General features: G+C 69.0%; 24 protein-coding genes. 12 read left to right on the plus strand and 12 right to left on the minus strand.

Going from position 1 to position 19,736, the window contains the following annotated elements; all coding sequences use genetic code 11:
• The 7 genes from VSO01S_RS03200 to flgB form a co-directional block, all read right to left on the minus strand.
• The coding region (locus VSO01S_RS03200) for a flagellar basal body L-ring protein FlgH (protein ID WP_174544703.1) at window positions 1-270 on the minus strand (270 nt) is incomplete at its 3' end.
• A complete protein-coding gene (gene flgG, locus VSO01S_RS03205) occupies window positions 267-1,049 on the minus strand; it encodes a flagellar basal-body rod protein FlgG (protein ID WP_068640357.1) in 783 nt (260 codons plus the stop codon). The genes VSO01S_RS03200 and flgG, both read right to left, overlap by 4 nt.
• 35 nt (window positions 1,050-1,084) lie before the next feature.
• The gene (locus tag VSO01S_RS03210) at window positions 1,085-1,828 is read right to left on the minus strand and encodes a flagellar basal body rod protein FlgF (RefSeq protein WP_068640358.1); all 744 of its coding nucleotides are present in this window, start codon (window positions 1,826-1,828) and stop codon (window positions 1,085-1,087) included.
• A gap of 22 nt (window positions 1,829-1,850) precedes the next feature.
• Complete coding sequence (gene flgE / locus VSO01S_RS03215) at window positions 1,851-3,065, minus strand: flagellar hook protein FlgE (protein WP_068640359.1); 1,215 nt, start codon at window positions 3,063-3,065, stop codon at window positions 1,851-1,853.
• Window positions 3,066-3,126: 61 nt separating this feature from the next.
• Window positions 3,127-3,804, minus strand: coding sequence for a flagellar hook assembly protein FlgD (locus tag VSO01S_RS03220; protein ID WP_068640360.1), 678 nt, complete (start codon window positions 3,802-3,804; stop codon window positions 3,127-3,129).
• Between the two features lie 76 nt (window positions 3,805-3,880).
• Window positions 3,881-4,276, minus strand: a complete 396-nt coding sequence (gene flgC / locus VSO01S_RS03225; RefSeq protein WP_068640440.1) for a flagellar basal body rod protein FlgC — start codon at window positions 4,274-4,276, stop codon at window positions 3,881-3,883.
• Window positions 4,277-4,303: 27 nt separating this feature from the next.
• Window positions 4,304-4,711, minus strand: coding sequence for a flagellar basal body rod protein FlgB (gene flgB, locus VSO01S_RS03230; protein WP_068640361.1), 408 nt, complete (start codon window positions 4,709-4,711; stop codon window positions 4,304-4,306).
• A gap of 177 nt (window positions 4,712-4,888) precedes the next feature.
• On the opposite strand from flgB, the gene flgA reads away from it, so the two are divergent.
• The 6 genes from flgA (at window position 4,889) to VSO01S_RS03260 (ending at window position 8,650) form a co-directional block, all read left to right on the plus strand.
• Window positions 4,889-5,608 carry a flagellar basal body P-ring formation chaperone FlgA gene (gene flgA, locus VSO01S_RS03235; protein WP_084241656.1) on the plus strand — a complete coding sequence of 240 codons (720 nt, stop codon included), beginning with the start codon at window positions 4,889-4,891 and terminating at the stop codon, window positions 5,606-5,608.
• Between the two features lie 60 nt (window positions 5,609-5,668).
• Window positions 5,669-5,959, plus strand: a complete 291-nt coding sequence (gene flgM, locus VSO01S_RS03240; protein ID WP_068640362.1) for a flagellar biosynthesis anti-sigma factor FlgM — start codon at window positions 5,669-5,671, stop codon at window positions 5,957-5,959.
• Complete coding sequence (locus tag VSO01S_RS03245; RefSeq protein WP_153305119.1) at window positions 5,956-6,411, plus strand: flagella synthesis protein FlgN; 456 nt, start codon at window positions 5,956-5,958, stop codon at window positions 6,409-6,411. Before flgM ends, VSO01S_RS03245 begins: the two co-directional genes overlap by 4 nt.
• Before the next feature lie 114 nt (window positions 6,412-6,525).
• Window positions 6,526-6,930 carry a GFA family protein gene (locus VSO01S_RS03250; protein ID WP_068640363.1) on the plus strand — a complete coding sequence of 135 codons (405 nt, stop codon included), beginning with the start codon at window positions 6,526-6,528 and terminating at the stop codon, window positions 6,928-6,930.
• A gap of 96 nt (window positions 6,931-7,026) precedes the next feature.
• Window positions 7,027-7,623 carry a DUF6088 family protein gene (locus VSO01S_RS03255; protein WP_068640364.1) on the plus strand — a complete coding sequence of 199 codons (597 nt, stop codon included), beginning with the start codon at window positions 7,027-7,029 and terminating at the stop codon, window positions 7,621-7,623.
• Window positions 7,616-8,650: a nucleotidyl transferase AbiEii/AbiGii toxin family protein gene (locus VSO01S_RS03260; protein WP_068640365.1), complete on the plus strand. Its 1,035-nt coding sequence runs from the start codon at window positions 7,616-7,618 to the stop codon at window positions 8,648-8,650. Before VSO01S_RS03255 ends, VSO01S_RS03260 begins: the two co-directional genes overlap by 8 nt.
• On the opposite strand, the gene VSO01S_RS03265 is transcribed toward VSO01S_RS03260, so the two are convergent.
• Window positions 8,647-9,174, minus strand: a complete 528-nt coding sequence (locus tag VSO01S_RS03265; RefSeq protein WP_068640366.1) for a GNAT family N-acetyltransferase — start codon at window positions 9,172-9,174, stop codon at window positions 8,647-8,649. The genes VSO01S_RS03260 and VSO01S_RS03265 overlap by 4 nt on opposite strands.
• Window positions 9,175-9,240: 66 nt before the next feature.
• Here VSO01S_RS03265 and VSO01S_RS03270 point away from each other — a divergent pair, with 66 nt between their 5' ends.
• Genes VSO01S_RS03270 through moeA form a run of 5 tightly spaced genes read left to right on the plus strand, consistent with a single transcriptional unit; the run spans window position 9,241 to window position 14,776 of the window.
• Window positions 9,241-10,674, plus strand: coding sequence for an aldehyde dehydrogenase family protein (locus tag VSO01S_RS03270; protein ID WP_068640367.1), 1,434 nt, complete (start codon window positions 9,241-9,243; stop codon window positions 10,672-10,674).
• A complete protein-coding gene (locus tag VSO01S_RS03275; RefSeq protein WP_068640368.1) occupies window positions 10,667-11,590 on the plus strand; it encodes an NAD(P)-dependent oxidoreductase in 924 nt (307 codons plus the stop codon). The genes VSO01S_RS03270 and VSO01S_RS03275 overlap by 8 nt, the downstream gene beginning before the upstream one ends.
• A gap of 48 nt (window positions 11,591-11,638) precedes the next feature.
• Complete coding sequence (gene moaA, locus VSO01S_RS03280) at window positions 11,639-12,781, plus strand: GTP 3',8-cyclase MoaA (protein WP_084241657.1); 1,143 nt, start codon at window positions 11,639-11,641, stop codon at window positions 12,779-12,781.
• A 23-nt stretch (window positions 12,782-12,804) separates the two neighbouring features.
• On the plus strand, window positions 12,805-13,443 hold the full coding sequence (gene mobA, locus VSO01S_RS03285) for a molybdenum cofactor guanylyltransferase MobA (RefSeq protein WP_068640369.1): 639 nt from the start codon (window positions 12,805-12,807) through the stop codon (window positions 13,441-13,443).
• A 16-nt stretch (window positions 13,444-13,459) separates the two neighbouring features.
• On the plus strand, window positions 13,460-14,776 hold the full coding sequence (moeA, locus tag VSO01S_RS03290; RefSeq protein WP_068640370.1) for a molybdopterin molybdotransferase MoeA: 1,317 nt from the start codon (window positions 13,460-13,462) through the stop codon (window positions 14,774-14,776).
• A gap of 20 nt (window positions 14,777-14,796) precedes the next feature.
• Here moeA and VSO01S_RS03295 read toward each other — a convergent pair whose 3' ends face one another.
• Window positions 14,797-16,161, minus strand: a complete 1,365-nt coding sequence (locus VSO01S_RS03295) for a M20/M25/M40 family metallo-hydrolase (protein ID WP_068640371.1) — start codon at window positions 16,159-16,161, stop codon at window positions 14,797-14,799.
• A gap of 141 nt (window positions 16,162-16,302) precedes the next feature.
• Here VSO01S_RS03295 and VSO01S_RS03300 point away from each other — a divergent pair, with 141 nt between their 5' ends.
• Entirely contained in the window at window positions 16,303-17,886 is a 1,584-nt protein-coding gene (locus tag VSO01S_RS03300; RefSeq protein ID WP_068640444.1) for a phospholipase D family protein, read from the plus strand.
• Here the strand turns inward: VSO01S_RS03300 and VSO01S_RS03305 are convergent.
• The 3 genes from VSO01S_RS03305 to VSO01S_RS03315 are packed head-to-tail and all read right to left on the minus strand — an operon-like array spanning window position 17,883 to window position 19,712.
• On the minus strand, window positions 17,883-18,548 hold the full coding sequence (locus VSO01S_RS03305) for a YceI family protein (RefSeq protein WP_084241658.1): 666 nt from the start codon (window positions 18,546-18,548) through the stop codon (window positions 17,883-17,885). The genes VSO01S_RS03300 and VSO01S_RS03305 overlap by 4 nt on opposite strands.
• Window positions 18,549-18,573: 25 nt before the next feature.
• Window positions 18,574-19,152 carry a YceI family protein gene (locus VSO01S_RS03310; protein WP_068640372.1) on the minus strand — a complete coding sequence of 193 codons (579 nt, stop codon included), beginning with the start codon at window positions 19,150-19,152 and terminating at the stop codon, window positions 18,574-18,576.
• On the minus strand, window positions 19,152-19,712 hold the full coding sequence (locus VSO01S_RS03315) for a cytochrome b (protein ID WP_068640373.1): 561 nt from the start codon (window positions 19,710-19,712) through the stop codon (window positions 19,152-19,154). Before VSO01S_RS03315 ends, VSO01S_RS03310 begins: the two co-directional genes overlap by 1 nt.
• Between the last annotated feature and the right edge of the window lie 24 nt (window positions 19,713-19,736).

Here is a 19,736-nt window from a genome sequence, read left to right on the forward strand (position 1 = left end):
TGCGCCCGAGGTCTTGGTGGCGTTCATGCGCTCGGCGATGACGATGGTGAGGATGTCGCCCACGTTGCGCGGGCGGTTGTCCTCGAACAGGCCGTTGCTGCGCCCACCCCCCAGGAAGATGGAGCCGCTGCGGGACTGGCCGCGTGCGGCCATCTGCGCGTCGGCGCGGGCCGTCATCGGCTGCTGCGTGATCGGCTCGCGCGGAATCTGCGTGCAGCCGACCGCGAGCAGCGCCGCCAGCGAAGCGAGGAGCCGCCTGACAAGGCTCATAGCTGAGACAGCCGCTGCAGCATCTGGTCCGACGCCTGCACCGCCTTGCTGTTGATCTCGTAGGAGCGCTGGGTGGCGATCATGTTGACCAGCTCTTCCACCACGTTCACGTTGGACGCTTCCACATAGCCCTGGCTCAGGATGCCCGCGCCGTCCACGCCCGGGTTCACCTGGTTGGGCGCGCCGGACGAATCGGTTTCGGCATACAGGTTCTCGCCCAGGCTCTGCAGGCCGGTCGGGTTCAGGAAGGTCGCCAGCTGCAGCTGCCCCACCTGCACCGTGTTGCTGCTGCCCGCCTGCGTGACCGACACCATGCCGTCGCGGCCGATGGTGAGGCTGGTGGTGTTCTGCGGCAGCGTGATGGCCGGCTGGATGAGAAAGCCGCTGGCGGTCACCAGCTGGCCATCGGCGTCGGCCTGGAAGGAGCCGTCGCGCGTGTAGGCGGTGGTGCCGTCGGGCATCTGGATCTGGAAGAAGCCCTGGCCGTTGATGGCCACGTCCTTCGGGTTCTCGGTCTTGGTGAGGTTGCCCTGCGCATGAATGCGCTCGGTGGCCACCACGCGCACGCCGGTGCCCACCTGCAGGCCCGAAGGCAGGCGCGTCTGGTCCGAGGTCTGGCCGCCCACCTGGCGCAGGTTCTGGTACATCAGGTCTTCGAACACCGCGCGGCTGCGCTTGAAGCCGGTGGTGCCGACGTTGGCCAGGTTGTTGGAGACGACGTCCAGCTGCGTCTGCTGCGCGTCCAGGCCGGTCTTGGCAATGCTGAGGGAACGGATCATGGGAAAGGATTTCTCTCGTTGTTGGGGGTTGCTGCTCAGCCGTAGGCGAGCAGCTTGTTGGCCGATTGCGCGCCTTCGTTGGCGCTCTGGATGGACTTCATCTGCAGCTCGAAGCGGCGGGCGTTGGAAATCATGTCCACCATCGCTTCGACCGGGTTCACGTTGCTGCCCTCGATCACGCCGCTGACCAGGCGCACGGCCGGGTCGGCTTCGGCGGGCGGCAGCCCATCGCGCATGCGGAACAGGCCGTCGTCGCCGCGCACCAGGTCGGTGGTGGGCGGGTTGACCAGCTTGAGCCGGCCCACGTCGCCCACGCCGGTGAGCGGGTCGCCCATGCCGCGCGCGGTGACCAGGCCGTCGGCCCCCACCTGCGCCTCGGCGCCCGGCGGCACGGCCATCGGGCCGGCATCGCCCAGCACCGGCAGGCCGCCCATGGTGAGCAGCTGCCCGTCGGCGCCCACCTGCAGGTTGCCCACGCGGGTGTAGGCCTCGCTGCCGTCGGCGGCCTGCACCGCCAGCCAGCCCTCGCCCTGCACCGCCACGTCCAGCGCGCGGCCGGTGTCGGTGAGCTGGCCATGGCGGAAGTCGGCACCGGGCGTGGTGGCCACCACGAAGGCGCGGGTGCGCGCCTCTTCGCCCACCACCGGCACCGCGCGGAAGGCGTTGACCTGCGCCCGGAAGCCGGGCGTCGACACGTTCGCCATGTTGTGGGCCACCACGGCCTGCTGCTCCATGGCCTGTTTGGCGCCGCTCATGGCGACGTACAGCATGCGATCCACTGCGCGCTCCTGTCCGGTCCGCTCAGCGGATGTTCATCAGGGTCTGCATGACCTGGTCCTGCGTCTTCACCGTCTGCGCGTTGGCCTGGTAGGTGCGCTGCGCGACGATGAGGTTGACCAGCTCGGAGGTCAGGTCCACGTTGGAGGACTCCAGCGCGCCCGAGGCCAGCGCCCCCTGCTTGGTGCCCGCGCCCGGCGTGCCGGTGAGCGGCTGGCCCGAGGCCAGCGTCTCGGCCCACACGTTGTCGCCCTTGGGCTCCAGGCCGTTGGGGTTGGCGAAGGAAGAGAGCACCACCTGGCCGAGCAGCTTGGTCTGCTCGTTGGAGTACTTGCCGGTGATGGTGCCGTCCTCGTTGATCGAGAAGGACGTGAGCTGGCCGGAGGTGTAGCCGTCCTGGCCCAGCTTGTTCACGGCGTTCACGTTGCCGAACTGGGTGGTGCCGCGCAGGTCCACGGCCATGTTCAGCGGCGCCGAGCCGTTGGGGAAGGTCAGCCCGGCGATGTTGAAGCCGCCGCTGGCCGGCGCGGTCATGTTGCCGTTGGCGTCGAAGCTCAGCGTGCTGATGGCCGCGCCGCCGTTGAGCGGCGCACCGTCCGCAGTGGCGTACACGTCCCAGGTGCCCGCGCCCGTCTTCACGAAAAAGGCGCCCAGCTCGTGCGGATTGCCCAGCGAGTCGTAGATGGGGCCGAGCGCGTTCGAATAGTTGTAGGTGCTCGAGTCGTTGGCGTCGAAGGGCGTGGCCGTGGGGGTCACGCTGCGCGAATCGAGGTTGAACTGCGCGTCGATCGCGGTGGTGGCGTTCGGGTTCATCGCCGCCGTCTGGATCTGCAGCGCGCCGGGCGTGCCGCCGTTGATGGTGCCGTTGGCCGACACGCCGTAGCCCGTCAGGCGCAGGCCGGCCGAGTTGACGATGAAGCCGTCCTTGTCGCGGGTGAACTGGCCGTTGCGCGAGTACATGACCTCGCCGCTTTCGCTGGCCAGGCGGAAGAACCCGTCGCCGTTGAGGATGGCCACGTCCAGCGGACGCGAGCTGGACTGCACCGACCCCTGCGCGAAGTTCTGCACCACGCCCGACACCGCAACGCCCAACCCGACGCGCGAGCCGGCGTACACGTCCGCAAAGGTGGCGGCGGCCGACTTGAAGCCGATGGTGCCGGAGTTGGCGATGTTGTTGCCGATGACGTCGAGGTTCGCGGCGGCGGCCGACAGGCCGCTGATGCCCTGGGAGAAGCTCATGTGTGGTTCCTTGGGTTCTGTTCTGTTCGGTTCGGGAGAAGAAATGAGAAGCGGCGCGGCCTCAGAGGAACATGCGCACGTCCGCCAGGCCGATGCTTCGGCCGGCCGTGAGCTCCAGCGCCACGCTGCCGCCGCTTTGCTTGACGGCCGCCACCTGCGAGAAGCTCAGCGCCGTGGCGTTGACCGCCACGCCGCCGTTGGCGGCCACCACGCTGTAGCGGTAGCTGCCCTCGGCCACGGCATCGCCGGCGTCGTTCTTGCCGTCCCAGGTGACGCCGTTCACGCCCGAAGGCAGGGTGCCCAGCTCCATGGTGCGGACGGTCTTGCCGGCGGCGTCGGTGACGACCACCTTCACATCGGAGGCGGACGACGGCAGCTCCACCGCAAAGGGCACGGCCGCCTGGTCCTTGGACACGGTCAGCTCGTTGCCCGGCGAGAGCACCGAGTAGCCGATCATCGAGGCGGCCTGCAGCACCTGGCTGGCGCTGCTCTGGCTCACCAGGCCCGACAGGGCGCTGTTGAGCTTCTCGATGCCGCTCACCGTGCTCATCTGCGCCAGCTGCGAAGTGAGCTCGGCGTTTTCCATGGGGTTGAGCGGATCCTGGTTGTTGAGCTGCGTCACCAGCAGCTTGAGAAAGCGCTGCTCGATGTCGGCGCTGGAGGTGGCGTTGCCCATGGCCGCTGCCGCCGCGTTGGCGGAGGCAGCGGATGCGGCGGAAGTGGTGTCGCTGACGGCCATGACGAAAAAGGCTCCTCGGGCCCGCGCTCACGGCGGGCGTTGAAACAGGTGATCTGAAAAAGGGACGGCCGGGCCGCTACTGCCCGACGCTGAGCGTCTTGACCATCAGCGTCTTGGCGGTGTTGAGCACCTCGACGTTGGCCTGGTAGCTGCGCGATGCGGAGATCATGTTGGTCATCTCCTCCACCACGTTCACGTTGGGCAGGCTCACATAGCCCTCGGCATTGGCATGCGGGTTCTTCGGGTCGTACACGGTGCGCAGGGGCGAGGCATCCTCCACCACCGAGGCCACGCGCACGCCGCCCACGTCGTCGCGCGAGTCGGCATCCACCTGGAAGACCACCTGCCTGGCGCGGTAGGGCTGGCCGTCGGGGCCGGCCACGCTGTCGGCGTTGGCCATGTTGCTGGCCGTGACGTTCATGCGCTGCGACTGCGCCGCCATGGCGGAGCCGGCAACGTGGAAGATGTTCATGGGCATGGGGCCTGGGTCCTTGCTTTGTTATTGCTGCACGGCGGCCAGCAGCGTCTTGATCTTGGAACCCAGCACCGTCAGGTTGGATTCGTAGCGCAGCGCGTTGTCGGCGAAGTTGACGCGCTCGGCATCCATTTCCACCGTGTTGCCGTCGATGCTCGACTGCGAAGGCACGCGATACAGCAGGTCGTGGTCGGGCATGCTGGCGGCCTGCCCGGCCAGGTGGCGCGCGGAGGTGGTGGACAGCGAGAAGGAATCCGACCTGCGGCCCTGCTCCACCGCCTGGCTCAGGCGGCTGGCGAAGTCGAAGTCGCGCGCCTTGTAGTTGGGCGTGTCGGCGTGGGCGATGTTGGCGGCCAGCACCTCCTGGCGCTGCACGCGCAGGTTGAGCGCCTCGCGCTGAAAGCCCAGCGCCGCATCCAGCTTGTCGATCATGAAAGCTCCATCCTTTTGGCGACGCCACACCCGGCGGGGGCTGGCGACAGATGGAAAGCAAGTCTATGCACGAGGCGCGTTCGCAATGGGCCGAACAGCGGGGGGTTTGGCCTGCACTTCATCACTTCCGGCGCGGGGCTGCATTCCTAGAATGACCGCACCGACCCCGGGGTCCCAATGCACGACTACACGCTTCGTATTCAGATTCGCCGCCTGGCACTTGCCGTGGCGACCATGGCCGTGGTTGCCGGTCCGGGCGCGGCCGTGGCCGGCCAGCCGGCCGAACCGCTGCCCGAGGCCAGCCGGCTGGCCATCGAACGCCTGGTGCAGACCCAGTCCAGGGGCCTGCCCGGCGAGATCTCCCTGCAGTTGCTGGCCGCGCGCAACCTGCCGCCCTGCGACGCGCCCGAGGCCTTCCTGGCGCCGGGCACCGAACTGCGCGGGCGCATCTCGATCGGCCTGCGCTGCGTGTCGCCGGCCCCCTGGAAGCGCTTCGTGCAGGCTTATGTCGGCGTGCAGGGCCGCTACTACGTCGCGGCGCAACCCATCGAAGCCGGCCAGCCGCTGGGCCCGGCGGACATCAGCGAACGCCGTGGCGACCTGGCCGCCCTGCCCCGCTCGGTGGTGACGGACCCCTCGGCCCTGCATGGCGTGGTGTCGGCCAACCGCATCGCCGCCGGTGCGCCGCTGCGCAAGGAGCTGCTGCGCGGCACGGTCGTCATCCAGCAGGGGCAGACGGTGAAGGTGGTGGCGCAGGGCGCGGGCTTTTCGGTGAGCACCGAGGGCCGCGCCATGACCCGCGCCGAGGTGGGCGCCACCGTGCAGGCCAAGACGCGCGACGGGCGCCTGGTGAGCGGCATTGCCGACCAGGAGGGGCAGATCCGGCTGGCCCAGTAGGCGCTCCCTAAATTTTCGCCAAAGGCTGCCGATAAAAGGGGCAGCCCTCTAGGAACCATCTTGAAAATCGATCCACCTGCCCCGCCGGCCGTTCTCTTCACCCGCCCCGCCAAGGGCGGCAGTGCCACCGCGGCCCCCGCCGACGCCGCATCGTCCCCCAAGGAGGCCGCCGCCTCCGGCCAGGTCCGCCTGCTGCCCAGCGTGGCCGGCGGCAGCGACTTCGATGCGGCCCGCGTGGCCGCCATCCGCGAAGACATCCGGGCCGGCCGCTACCAGGTCAACCCGGAGCGCATCGCCGACGGCCTGATCGACAGCGTGCGCGACCTGCTGAACGGGAAGAAGCCGTCATGAGCGCATTGCTGCAACAGCTGCGTGCGGAAAGCGCGGCCATCGAGCAGTTCATCGCCGTGCTCGGCCAGGAGGAGCAGGCCATGGTCGGCGGCCGCTTTTCCGAGCTGCCCGCCATCACCAGCCGCAAGGCCGACATGCAAAAGCGCGTGACCGAGCTGGACCATCAGCGCGAAGCCCTGCAGCAGGCGCTGGGCTTCGCGGCCGGGCGCGCCGGCGCCGATGCGGCAGCCGCCGCCCAGGGCGAGGAAGTGCAGGCGGCCTGGACGCATCTGCTCGACCTGGCGGCCCAGGCCCAGGCCGGCAACCGCCGCAATGCGTCGATCGTCTTCACCCACCTGGATTTCACGCAGAATGCACTGCGCTTCCTGCGCGCCAGCGGCCAGCTCTTCTACGGGCCGGACGGCGCGCGCCGCGCCGCCCCCGGGGCCGGCAACCGCCTGGCGATGGGCTGAAGCCCACCGCGGCACCTCATGCCAGGCTCCTGACAGGGCGTTGTCAGGAGGCCGGCCGGATGATCATGATCGCGCTGCCAAGCAGCCGCACACATCATTCAAGGAGACCCCGGCATGAAAAAGACCTACCACGGCAGCTGCCACTGCGGCGCCGTCCGCTACGAAGCCGACATCGACCTGGCGGCCGGCACCGGCAAGTGCAACTGCAGCATCTGCACCAAGACCCGCAACTGGGGCGCCACCATCAAGCCCGGGGACTTCCGCCTGCTGGCCGGCGAGGAAGCCCTGAGCGACTACCAGTTCGGCACCGAGAGCTGCCACCACCTCTTCTGCAAGCACTGCGGCGTGCGCCCCTTCGGCCGGGGCTACATCGAGCAGATCGGCGGCGACTACGTGTCGGTGCAACTGGGCACGCTGGACGACGCGGAGCCGCAGGAGCTCATCGCCGCACCGGTGCACTACTCGGACGGGCGCAACAACGCGTGGTGGAACGCGCCCGGCGAGACGCGGCACCTGTAGGCCTTCAATTCTCTTGGTCTGTGTTTTTCGGTGGAATCTTTGGTGCGCCCGAATTGTCAGAAACAGTGATAATATTCTGACATCATATCCAAGACCATGAGCACGCTTCCCGCTTCAATCCTGGCGCATGCCCAGTCCCTGCCCGAGGGGGGCGTGCTCTCGCCCAAGGAATTCCTGCACCTCGGGAGCCGCGCGGCCGTCGATCAGGCGTTGTCCAGGCTCACCAAGGGAGGCAAGCTGCTGCGTGCCGCGCGCGGCACCTATGTGATGCCGGTATCCGGCCGCTTCGGAACCCGTGCGCCCGCTCCGGAAAAGGTCGTGGAGGCGCTGGCCAGCCAGAGCGGAGAAGTCGTGACGCCGCATGGGGCCAATGCAGCCAACGCACTGGGCCTCACGCAACAGGTGCCGATCCGGGAGGTCTACCTGACCTCCGGGCGAACGCGCAAGCTCAAGCTCGGCCGCTCGGAGGTCACGGTCAGGCACGCACCACGTTGGATGCTGGCCTTGGGCGCCGGGCCGGCAGGGGCTGCCGTGCGCGCGCTCGCGTGGATGGGACCTGCCCACGTGGCCAGGTCGCTGGCCGCCCTCCATCGCACCTTGCCCACCGCAGAATGGCAGACCTTGATTTCGGCACGCGCCACGCTGCCATCGTGGATGGCCAAGGCGATCGGCGAGGAAGCCGTTCGTGCCTGAGTCCTTCTTCGCGCTTTCCAGGCAGGACCAGGGCGAAGTACTCGAGCAGGCCCGCGAGAACACGGGCCGTCCGACGCATCTGCTCGAAAAGGATGTCTGGGTCGTGTGGACGCTCGGCGCCCTGTTCGGCTCGGCCTCTCCCCTGGCGGCCGACCTGACGTTCAAGGGCGGTACATCCCTGTCGAAGGCCCACCGGATCATCGATCGCTTTTCCGAGGACATCGACCTCACCTTCGACATCCGCAAGCTCATCGCAGATCTCACCGGCGGGGAGCAATTTCTGCCTACCAGCCGAAGCCAGAGCGCCAAGTGGACCAAGGCCGTTCGGGATCGGCTGCCCGGCTGGATCGAGAACGACGTCATGCCACTTCTTCGGTCCGCGCTGGAGCGATCGAAGCTCGACGCCACGCTGGAAATGGCCGGCGCTGAACAGGACAAGCTGCTGCTGCGCTATCCGGCCATCAAGCAAGGCACCGGCTATGTGCAGCCCGTCATCGCCCTGGAATTCGGCGGCCGCGCAACCGGCGAACCACGCCAGCCCGTGCCGATAGCATGCGACATGGCGGGGCACGTCGATGGCGTGAGCTTCCCCGTCGCTACGCCAGTGGTGATGAGCGTCGCGCGCACCTTCTGGGAAAAGGCGACGGCCACGCATGTCTACTGCGCCCAAGGCCGGATCCGCGGCGAACGGTATTCACGGCACTGGCACGACCTGGCCGCCATCATGCGCAGCGCCCACTTCGACACAGTCCTGCGGGATCGAGAAGTCGCCCAGGCTGTCGCCGAACACAAGTCGCACTTCTTCAGCGAGAAGAAAGCTGGCGGCGAAATCATCGACTACGCCGCAGCGGTCCGAGGCGAATTGCAGATCGTGCCCCAAGGCCCGGCGCGCGACGCGCTCTCGGCAGACTACGCGCAGATGCTCGAAGACGAAGTCATGGTCGGCAATGCGATGGGCTTCGACGAACTGATGCAGGCTTGCGCCGAGCTCTGCGCGCGGGCCAATGCCGCAGCCGCAGCGAACTAGCCTTCCATCGCCCGCAAGTCACACCACATGTGGACCTTGGCATAGAAGCGCCCGTCCACCTGCACCGCCATCGGCTCTTCGCCAAACACCTGGAACCCGCAGCGCGCGTACAGCGCCTGCGCCGCATCGTTGCCCTTGGTGACCGTGAGCTTGACCGTGCGCAGCTCGGGCCTGGCCCGCGCCGCAGCCAGCACGCCCTGCACCAGCTGCTCGCCCAGGCCCTGGGCGCGCGCCTCAGGCACCACGTACATGCCGAACAGGGTGCCCTTGTGCCGGGCCTTGATCTTGTCCTCGACCGACAGGCCCGCCACGCCCACGAGCCGGCCGGCATCGTCGAAGGCACCCAGCACCAGGCTGTGCGGGTTGTCGCCCGGCGGCAGGCGGTCGACCCACCGCGTCATGGGCGCGTTCACGTATTCGGAGGGGCTGCTGGTGAAGGCCTCGGGATGCCTTTCGTAGGCCTCCAGCATCAGGTCGCGGTTGGCGGGCGCGTCGGCGGCGGTCAGGCGGCGAATTTCAGGCATCGGGCGAAATTCTGCCCCAAGGCCCCGCCCAGGCGCCCGCCCCACGGGCTCGCGCACAATCGGGCCATGCAACTCAATTTCATTGGCAATTCAAACGTACTGTCTTCCTCAGGCAAGACCCTGCCGGTGCTGGATCCCTCCGACGGGCAGCCTTTCGACGAGCTGCAGCGCAGCAACGCGCAGGACATCGACGCCGCCGTTCGCGCCGCGCGCGACTGCTTCGACACCACCTGGCACAAGGTGAGCGCGGCCGAGCGCGGCCGGCTGATGATGAAGCTGTCCCAGAAAATCGCCGCCCATGCCGACGAGCTGGCCCTGCTGGAGCAGCGCGACTGCGGCAAGCCGGTGAAGCAGGCCCGCGCCGACGCGTTGGCCCTGGTGCGCTATTTCGAGTTCTATGCCGGCGCCTGCGACAAGCTGCACGGCGAGACCATTCCCTACCAGGACGGCTACAGCGTCTTCACCTGGCGCGAGCCGCACGGGGTGACGGGCCACATCATTCCCTGGAACTACCCCATGCAGATCTTCGGCCGCAGCGTGGGCGGCGCCCTGGCCGCGGGCAATGCCTGCGTGGTCAAGCCGGCCGAAGACGCTTGCCTGTCGCTCATCCGCGTGGCGCAGCTGGCGGCCGAGGTGGGCTTTCCGGCCGGGGCCATCAACATCGTGACGGGCTACGGCCACGAGGTGGGCGACGCGCTGGCGCGCCACCCCGGCATCGACCACATCAGCTTCACCGGCAGCCCGCGCGTGGGCACGCTGATCCAGCAGGTGGCGGCCGAGCGCCACTGCCCGGTGACGCTGGAGCTGGGCGGCAAGAGCCCGCAGATCATCTTTGCCGATGCCGACATCGACGCGGCCATTCCGGTGCTGATCAATGCCATCGTGCAGAACGCCGGCCAGACCTGCTCGGCCGGCTCGCGCGTGCTGATCGAGCGCGGCATCTACGAGCCCCTGCTCGATCGCCTGGGCAAGGCCTTCGAGGCGCTGCGCGTGGGTCCGGCCGCCATGGACCTGGACGTGGGCCCGCTGATCCGCCAGTCGCAGCAGCAGCGCGTGTGGGACTTCCTGAGCGACGCGCATGCCGCCGGCATTCCCATGGTGGCGCAAGGCACCGTGGTGGACGAGGCGCCCGAGACCGGCTTCTACCAGGCCCCCACCCTGTTGCGCGACGTGCCGGTGAACCACCGGCTGGCGCAGGAGGAAGTGTTCGGCCCGGTGCTGGCCGCGATGCAGTTCGCCGACGAGGACCAGGCCGTCGAGCTGGCCAATGCCACCCAGTTCGGCCTGGTGGCCGGCGTGTGGACCGAGAACGGCGCGCGCCAGTTCCGCATGGCCAAGCGCCTTCGCAGCGGCCAGATCTTCATCAACAACTACGGCGCCGGCGGCGGCGTGGAACTGCCCTTCGGCGGCGTGAAGTCCTCCGGCTACGGCCGCGAGAAGGGTTTCGAGGCGCTGTACGGCTTCACCACCCTCAAGACCGTGGCGGTCAAGCATGGCTGAAGTGCAAGCGAAGACCCCCCGCACCGTCGCCATCATCGGCGTCGGCATGATCGGCACCGCCGTGGCGCAGCGCTTTCTGGATTGCGGCCACACGGTGCGCCTGCACACCCGCAGCCCTGAAAAGCTCAAGCCCCTGGTGGAGCGCGGCGGCATCGCCTGTACCTCGGCCGCCGAGGCCGCCCAGGGCAGCGAATTCGTCATCACCAGCCTGAACAGCGTGGAGATCGTCGAAGACGCGGTGTTCGGTACCCGCGGCGCCGCGCAGGGCATGGACGCCTCGGCCGTGCTGATCGACATGTCCTCCATCAACCCGCCGGCCACGCGCCGCCTGGCGCAGATGCTGACCGAGCGCTGCGGTGCCGAATGGGTGGACGCGCCCCTGTCCGGCGGTGCGCCCAAGGCGGTGATAGGCAAGCTCACCGTCATGGCCGGCGGCACCGCCGAGGCCGTGGCCCATGCCCACGAGCTGATGCGCGACCTGTGCGCCAACTACACCCACATGGGCCCCTCGGGCGCCGGCCAGACCACCAAGCTGGTCAACCAGGTGCTGTGCGCGCTCAACAACCAGGCGGTGGCCGAGGCGGTGCGCCTGGCCGAGGCCGGCGGCGTGGATGCGAGCAAGCTGCCCGCAGCCCTGGCCGGCGGCCGCGCCGACAGCGCCGCCCTGCAGGAATTCGGCCCGCAGATGGCCGCCCGCCAGGCACCGCCCACCGGCGCCATGCGCAACATGGTCAAGGACATGGAAGGCGTGCAGGCGCTGGCCCAGGCCCACCGCGTGGCGCTGCCGCTGTCCAGCACGGTGGCCGATGTGCTGCGCACTTTCCTGGCCGCGGGCCTGGGCGATGCGCAGGTGGCCGAGCTCATGCTGCAGTTCGACGGCTACCAGCGCCAGCCGGCGCGGGCCTCGCGCACTTGACCTCGGTCAGCGCCAGGGCAGCCCCGTTGCGCTAAATTGGCCCCAATCATGTCGTCCGAAGTCCGTGTTCCCCTCAGCGCCGTGGGCCGCCCGCTGCGCCTGGATTCCCTGCCCAGGGTGGCCGGCAGCGGCAGCCTGCTCGACCGCCTGGGCCGGCCGCTGACCGACCTGCGCATCAGCGTGACCGACCGCTGCAACTTCCGCTGCAGCTACTGCATGCCCAAGGAAGTCTTCGACAAGGACTACCCCTACCTGCCGCACAGCGCGCTGCTGAGCTTCGAGGAGATCACGCGGCTGGCGCGCATCTTCGCCTCGCACGGCGTGCACAAGATCCGCCTGACCGGCGGAGAGCCGCTGCTGCGCAAGAACATCGAGCTGCTCATCGAGCAACTGGCCGCGCTGCGCACGCCCGACGGCCAGCCGCTGGACCTGACGCTGACCACCAACGGCTCGCTGCTGGCGCGCAAGGCCAAGGCGCTGAAGGATGCGGGCCTGCAGCGCGTCACCGTCAGCCTGGACGGGCTGGACGACGCGGTGTTCCGCAGCATGAACGACGTGGACTTTCCGGTGGCGCAGGTGCTCACCGGGCTGGACGCGGCGCATGCGGCAGGCCTGGGGCCGATCAAGGTCAACATGGTGGTCAAGCGCGGCACCAACGAGAACGAGATCCTGCCCATGGCGCGGCGCTTTCGCGGCACGGGCATGGTGCTGCGCTTCATCGAGTACATGGACGTGGGCGCCACCAACGGCTGGCGCATGGACGAAGTGCTGCCCTCGTCGGAGGTGGTGCGGCGCATTGCCGAAGAATTTCCGCTGGTGCCGCTGGAAGCCACCGCGCCCGGCGAAACCGCGCAGCGCTGGGGCTATGCCGGTGCCGACGGCGCGCACGACCCGTCGCTGGGCGAAGTCGGCGTCATCAGCAGCGTGACGCAGGCCTTCTGCCGCGACTGCACGCGCGCGCGCCTGTCCACTGAGGGCAAGCTCTACCTGTGCCTGTTCGCCCACGGCGGACACGACCTGCGGCCGCTGCTGCGCGAGCAGCAGGCCAGCGACGAGGACATTTCGTCGGCCATCGCCCACATCTGGCAGGGCCGGGCCGACCGCTATTCCGAGCTGCGCGGCCAGCGCGCGCCGGACGACAGCGCCACGCCCGGCGCGCGCCGCGTCGAGATGAGCTACATCGGAGGCTGATGCAGCCTCCCCACAAGAAACCAATGCCAATCACACACGAGGACATCACCGGCCTGGTGCTCGCCGGCGGGCGCGGATCGCGCATGGGCGGCGTGGACAAGGGCCTGCAGAACTTCAACGGCACGCCGCTGGCGCTGCACGCACTCTTGCGCCTTGGGCCGCAGGTGGGCCAGACGATGGTCAACGCCAACCGCAACCTGTCCGCGTACGAGTCCTTCGGCTCCCCGGTCTGGCCCGACGGCCTGGCCGACTATGCCGGGCCGCTGGCCGGCTTCCTGGTGGGGCTGGAGCGCTGCGAGACGCCCTACCTGCTCACCGTGCCCTGCGACACGCCGCTGTTCCCGCTCGACCTGGCCCATCGCATGGCCGAGGCACTGGCGCGGGAAGACGCCGAGATCGCCATGGCCTGCGGTGCCGAGCCGCAGGAAGACGGCAGCGTGCAGATGCGCACGCAGCCGGTGTTCTGCCTGCTGCGCGCCGACCTGCTGGAAAGCCTGGTGCGCTTCACCCAGGCCGGTGGCCGCAAGATCGACGCCTGGACGGCCACCCACCACACCGTGCAGGTGCCCTTCGACCGCGAAGGCGATGCGCGCGAGGCCTTCTTCAACGCCAACACCCTGGCCGAACTGCATGCGCTGGAACGCCAGCGCACCACGCCCTGAGCCCTCGACCACACCCATGAGCCGCATCGAAGAAATCGCCGCGCAGTTGGCCGGCTACGACCCCAAGGCCCTGGGCGTCGACGGCGTCCAGTCGTTCCTCGCGCAACTGGTGCAGCCCGCCGTGGTGACGCAGCAGGAAGAAGCCGCGCTGTTCGACGCGCTGGACCGTGTGCTGGGCGAGGACATCATCTCGCCCTTCAGCGTGCCGCCGCACGACAACTCGGCCATGGACGGCTTTGCCTTCGACGGCGCCGTGCTGCAAGCCGCGGCCCCTGACCAGGACATCGAGTTGCGCGTGATCGCCACCGCCCTGGCCGGCGCCGCCTGGCGCGGCAGCGTGGGCACGGGCGAAGCCGTGAAGATCATGACCGGCGCCGTGATGCCCGCCGAGCTCGACACCGTCATTCCGCAGGAGTTCTGCAGCGTGGACGGCGACACCGTGCGCTTCCCGGCCAAGGCGCTCAAGCGCGGCGACAACCGCCGCCTGATGGGCGAGGACCTGCGCCAGGGCGAGCCCGCGCTGCGCCGCGGCGACCGCTTCACGCCCGCGGCGCTTGGCATGGCCGGCAGCCTGGGCCTGGCCCGCGTGCCGGTGCTGCGCCGCCTGCGCGTGGCCTACTTCTCCACCGGCGACGAGATCCTGAGCGTGGGCGAGCCGCCGCGCGAAGGCGCGGTGTACGACAGCAACCGCTACACCGTGTTCGGCCTGCTGCGCCGCCTGGGCTGCGACGTCATCGACCTGGGCCTGGTGCGCGACGACCCCGCCACACTGCAAGCCACGCTGCAACGCGCCGCCAACGAGGCCGACGCCATCATCACCAGCGGCGGCGTGAGCGTGGGCGAAGCCGACCACACCCGCGCGGTGATGCAGCGCCTGGGCGACATGGCCTTCTGGCGCGTCGCCATGCGGCCGGGCCGGCCGATGGCGGTGGGCCTCATCCCGAAGAGTGACTCGAAGGAACCACAAGGCAACGCCGTGCTGTTCGGCCTGCCGGGCAACCCGGTGGCGGTGATGGTCACCTTCCTGGCCTTCGTGCGCCCCGCCCTGCTTCGCATGATGGGCTGCAACGAAGCCGCCAGCACGCCGCCGCCCCTGCTGCGCGCCAGGAGCACCATGGCCATCCGCAAGAAGCCGGGCCGCACCGAATACCAGCGCGGCTTCGTGCAGCCGGTGCCGGGCCAGATGCCGCAGGTGAGCATCGCGGGCAACCAGGGCTCCGGCGTGCTCAGCTCTATGGTGCAGGCCAACGGGCTTGTGGTGCTGCACCATGAGCAAGGCAACGTCGCGGCGGGCGACGAAGTGGATGTGATGGTGTTCGAAGGCGTGATCTGAGCCACCACGCCTGAGCCGCCTCAGCGCGCCCGCGGCGGCCGCTTCTCCAGCAAGGGCTGCGACACGCCCTCCACCCCCACCAACCCCAGCACCGTCACCAGCGAGCTCTGGGCGCCCTTCCATGCGTCGGTCAGGTCGATCCACTCGCTCAGCGCGTGAAAGCCGCCGGTCTTGCCGCCGCCGCCGATGATGATGGCCGGCACCCCCAGCGACATGGGCACGTTGGCATCGGTGCTGGCGCCGGTCAGCACGCTCTTGCGGTCGAAGGCGGTGTTGGCCCGCACCGCCGCCTCGACGATGACCGAATCGGCCGGCGTCATGCCGCCGGGCCGGTCGCCGATGAGCTTGTTGCTCACCGACAGCGTGTTCACGTTCCAGCGCTTGTTCTCTTCCGCCACCGCCTGGTCGACGGCGGCCAGCACCTTCTTCTCGGTCTCCAGCAGCGGCGCCATCTGGTTGGAGCGGATGTCCACCGCCATCCTGGCGTCCGGCGCAATGGTGTTGACCGAGGTGCCGCCCGACACGGTGCCCACGGTGAAGGTGGTCTTGGGGTCGCTCGGCGTGTGGATGTCGGCGATCTTGGCAATCGCACGGCCCATGCCGTGGATGGCGCTGGGCACCTCGCCGAAGGCGCCGAAGCTGTGGCCGCCCGGCCCCTTGAAGTTGAATTCGTAGCGATGGCTGCCCGTGCCCAGGATGAGCACGCCGCCGTCCGGCACGGGCTCCAGCCCCACCATGCCGTCGATGTCGCGATGCTCGGCAAAGATGTGCTTGATGCCGCGCAGGTTGCCCAGTTCCTCTTCGCCCACGTTGCCCACGAAGACGAGGTCGCCCACGGTCCGGATCTTGTTGTCGTTGAGCACCTTGAGCCATGACAGCAGCACCGCCAGGCCACGCGTGTCGTCGGAGATGCCGGGCGCATGCAGCTTGCCGTCGCGCTCCTTCACCTTCACGTCGGTGCCGGCCGGGAACACGGTGTCGAGGTGGGCCGAGATGATCAGCTTCGGGCCGTTGCCGCTGCCCTTGCGGATGCCGATGGCATTGCCCTCGGCGTCGATCTTCGCGTCGGCCAGGCCCAGCGCCTTCAGGCGGGCCAGGAAGGCTTCGGCGCGCTTTTGCTCCTTGAAGGGCGGCGCCTCGATCTCGGTGAGCATCTTCAGGTCTTCGATCGAACGCTCGTGGTCGGCCTTGACCGCCTCCAGCAGTTTCTGGATCTGCGGCGCGGCCATGAGCTGCGTGTAGGCCTGATCCACCGCCGGGCGCACCTGCGCGGGCGTGGGCGCAACGGCGTTGAAGGACTGCGCTTGCGCCGCGCCCGCGGCACACAGCGCGGCCAGGGCCACGGCAATGGCGGCCAGCGGATGGCGATTCGATTCGAAGGTCATGAATGGATAGGAAGCGTTGGAAAAGACAGGAGCCCCAAGCATGCAAGAACGGCGCCCAAAGGTCGAGTCCGCAGCGCTCGCCCTGCCCTACCATGCCGGCCTGTGTCTTTCAAAAACCACCATCCGGCGCCGCCGCGCTCGCTGTGCGCCCACCTCGCCTCGGCCCTCGTCCTGGTCCTGGCCGCATGGCTCATCAGCGGCTGCGCATCCCTCCCCGACGGCCTCGCCGGCCCGCCCGCCAAGGCCCTGCGCGCTTCGTCCGACACCGCGCTGGGCCGCATGGCACTGGCCGCGCGGCCCGACCCGGACCTGAGCGGCTTTCGCCTGATGCCCGGCGGCGACAACGCACTCAACACCCGGCTCGAACTGGCCCGTCGCGCCGAGCGCACGCTGGACGTCCAGTACTACCACATCGAGAACGACGAAACAGGCCGCTACTTCCTGCGCACCCTGCGCGACGCGGCGCTGCGCGGCGTGCGCGTGCGGCTGCTGATGGACGACCTCTACACCTCGGGCGAGGACGCGCTGCTGCTCGGCCTGGCCGCCACGCCCAACCTGGAGCTGCGCCTGTTCAACCCCTTTCCGGCCGGGCGCAGCAGCATGGCCCGGCGCTTCGGCGCATCGCTGTTCAATTTCGACCGCGTGCAGCGGCGCATGCACAACAAGCTCTTCATCGCCGACGGTGCGATGGCGGTGGCGGGCGGGCGCAACATCGGCAACCAGTACTTCACCCGCACCACGGGCGAGAACTTCATCGACCTCGACACCTTCGTGACGGGTGCGCTGCTGCCGCGGCTGGGCGCTTTGTTCGACCAGTACTGGAACAGCCCCTACGTGGTGCCGGTGCAGGCCATCGTGAAGAGCGATGCCACGCGCGAGGAACTGGCGGCACGCTTCGAATCCCTGACCGGCCCCGACACCACCCCGCCGCCGCCCGCCCCCGCTCCCAACGACCTGCTCGGCTACGCGCCCATGCAGGGCGAACTGCGCGCAGGCAGGCTCGGGCTCATCTGGACACGCGGCGAGGCCTATGCAGATTCGCCGGAACGCGTGGTGGGCAAGACCGCGTCCTACGGCGGCGTGCCGCTGCTGGACGTGGACAGCGTGCGCTACAACGTCACCGAGCAGATGCGCCGCGCGCGCAGCGAGATCAGCATCACCTCGCCCTACCTGGTGCCGGGCCGCGGCGGCCTGGAGGTGATGCAGGAGGTCCACGCCCGCGGCGTGAAGATGAGCCTGGTGACCAATTCGCTCGCAGCCACCGACGAGCCGCTGGTCCACACTGCCTACCGGCGCTACCGGGCCGACATGATGCGGCTGGGGGTGGAGCTGTACGAGCTGAGCACCGAGCGCACGCGCACCAGCGTGCGGCTGGGGCTGCTGGGCTCCAGCATCGGGCGGCTGCATGCCAAGTCGGCGGTGATCGACCGGCGCATCCTCTTCATCGGCTCGATGAACTTCGACCCGCGCTCGGACATGCTCAACACCGAGATCGGCCTGTTCATACAGAGCCCGGAGATGGCGCAGCAGGTGCTCAAGCTGGTGGACGTGCTCAAGCAGCAAGGCGCGTACCGCCTGCAGTTCGCAGCCGACGGCCGTTCGCTCGAATGGGTGGGCGGCCCGCCGGGGCGGCAGGTGGTGCTCACCGAGGAGCCCGACTCGACCTTCTGGAGCCGCATCATGCTGGAGCTTCTCGCGCCGCTCACGCCAGAGAGCGTGCTCTAGTCCGGCAGGTTGATCGCCTCGACCTGCACCAGCAGCCGCACCTTGTCCTCGAAGCCGAAGTTCAGGCCCCACAGCATGCCCCACTGGCTGCGCTCGATGGTGGTCTCGAAATCGCCGCCGCAGACCTGGCGCTTGAACATCGGGTTCATGTAGCAGTTGAAGCGGCTGGCCTTGAGCAGCACGGGCCGGGTCTGGCCCAGCATGGTGAGCGTGCCGGGCACCTCGCTCACCTTGTCGCCCGCGAGCGTCATCTTCTCGGCGCGAAAGCGCGCGGTGGGAAAGGCCGCCACGTTGAAGAAGTCCTTGCTCTGCACATGCCGGTTGAGCAGGTCCACGCCGGTATTGATGGAGCTCATGTCCATGGTCACGTCCACCGCACCGCTCGCGCCGCTCGCATCGATCTGCACGCTGCCGTCGCTGGTGCTGAAGCGGCCGCGGTTGGTGGTGGTGCCGTAGTGGCCGATCTCGTAGTTGACGAAGGTATGGGTCGGGTCGATGACATAGCGCCCGCCCTTGATCGGACCGCCCGAGGGCTGCATGGCCATGGGCGGGGCCGTGAAGTCGGGTGCGGTGGGAATGGCCTGCGCCAGGGCGGCCAGGGGCCACGCGCATGCCAGCAGCGCGGCACCTGCAGTGGCGAGTTTCTTTGTCGACTGGATCATTTTCCTGCTCGGATGTGTCTCTGGCTCAGAGCGGTCCGAGGCCGCTCAGGGTGAACTTGAATCGCACCAGCACATCGTTGGCCACCAGCGAGGTGTCGGCCCATTCGCCGTCCCCCACCTTGAAGGCCAGCCGCTGGATGGTCAGGCTGCCGGTGGCCACCGACTGGCCCTCTGCCTGGGTGATGGCGAGCGGCACCACGAGTTCCTGCGTGCGGCCCTTGATGGTCAGGCGCCCGGCGACCTCGAAGCGCCCGTTGCCCAGGCCCTTGATGGAGGTGGAGGCGAAATCCGCCTGCGGGAAGCTCGCGGTGTCGAACCAGGCGGGCTTGGGCAGCTCGGCATCGCCCTCCGGCACGCCCAGCGTCGCGCTGCCCGTGTCGACGAGCAGGCGGATGCTGCCGCCTTCGGGCTTGCGCGGATCGAACGCCACCTGCGCCGAGAAGCGGCCGAAGCGCCCTTCCACCGGCACCCCCATCTGCTTGCTGACGAACTGGACCTGGCTCTTGTCCGGCACGAGGCGCACCGCGGGGGCATCGGCCCGTACCCACGGCACAGCCGCCGCCAGGGCCAGGCAGCAGGCCAGGTTCAGTACTGACCGCCTCATCACACGCCCTCCTTGCCAGGCCACATCCGAACCAGCAGGTTGGCATGATCGATCCAGCGGTGCTTGAGCACGCCGGCCACGTGAACGACCACCAGCGCGGCCAGCAGGTAGGCCCCGCCACGGTGCAGCGGCAGCAGCACCGACTTGGCGAACGCCTCGTCGGGTGCCACGAAATCGGGCAGCGGCAGCATGCCCATCCAGACCACCGGGAAACCCATGGCCGAACTGTAGGCCCAGCCGAGCAGGGGCACCGCGAAAAACAGGAGGTAGAGCGCGGCCATCGTGCCCTGGTGCAGGCGCTGCTGCCACGGCGGCATGGCGCGCAGCACCGGCTCGGGCAGCGGCGGCGGCGCATGCCGCAGGCGCCACGCCAGCCGCAGCAGCGACAGCGCCAGGATGGTCACGCCGGCCCACTTGTGCCAGTTCATGAGCCGCAGCCGCCAGGGCGAGATCGGCAGCCCGGCCACGTACAGGCCCATGCCGAAGGCGCCGGCGATGAGCAGCGCCAGAAGCCAATGCAGGCCGATGGCCGTGCGGCTGTAGCGGTTGCGTGGCGGCATGTGGCTGTCTTGCTTGAGACTTGG

It is taken from the genome of Variovorax soli NBRC 106424 (assembly GCF_001591385.1).
Taxonomy (GTDB): Bacteria; Pseudomonadota; Gammaproteobacteria; order Burkholderiales; family Burkholderiaceae_C; genus Variovorax; species Variovorax soli.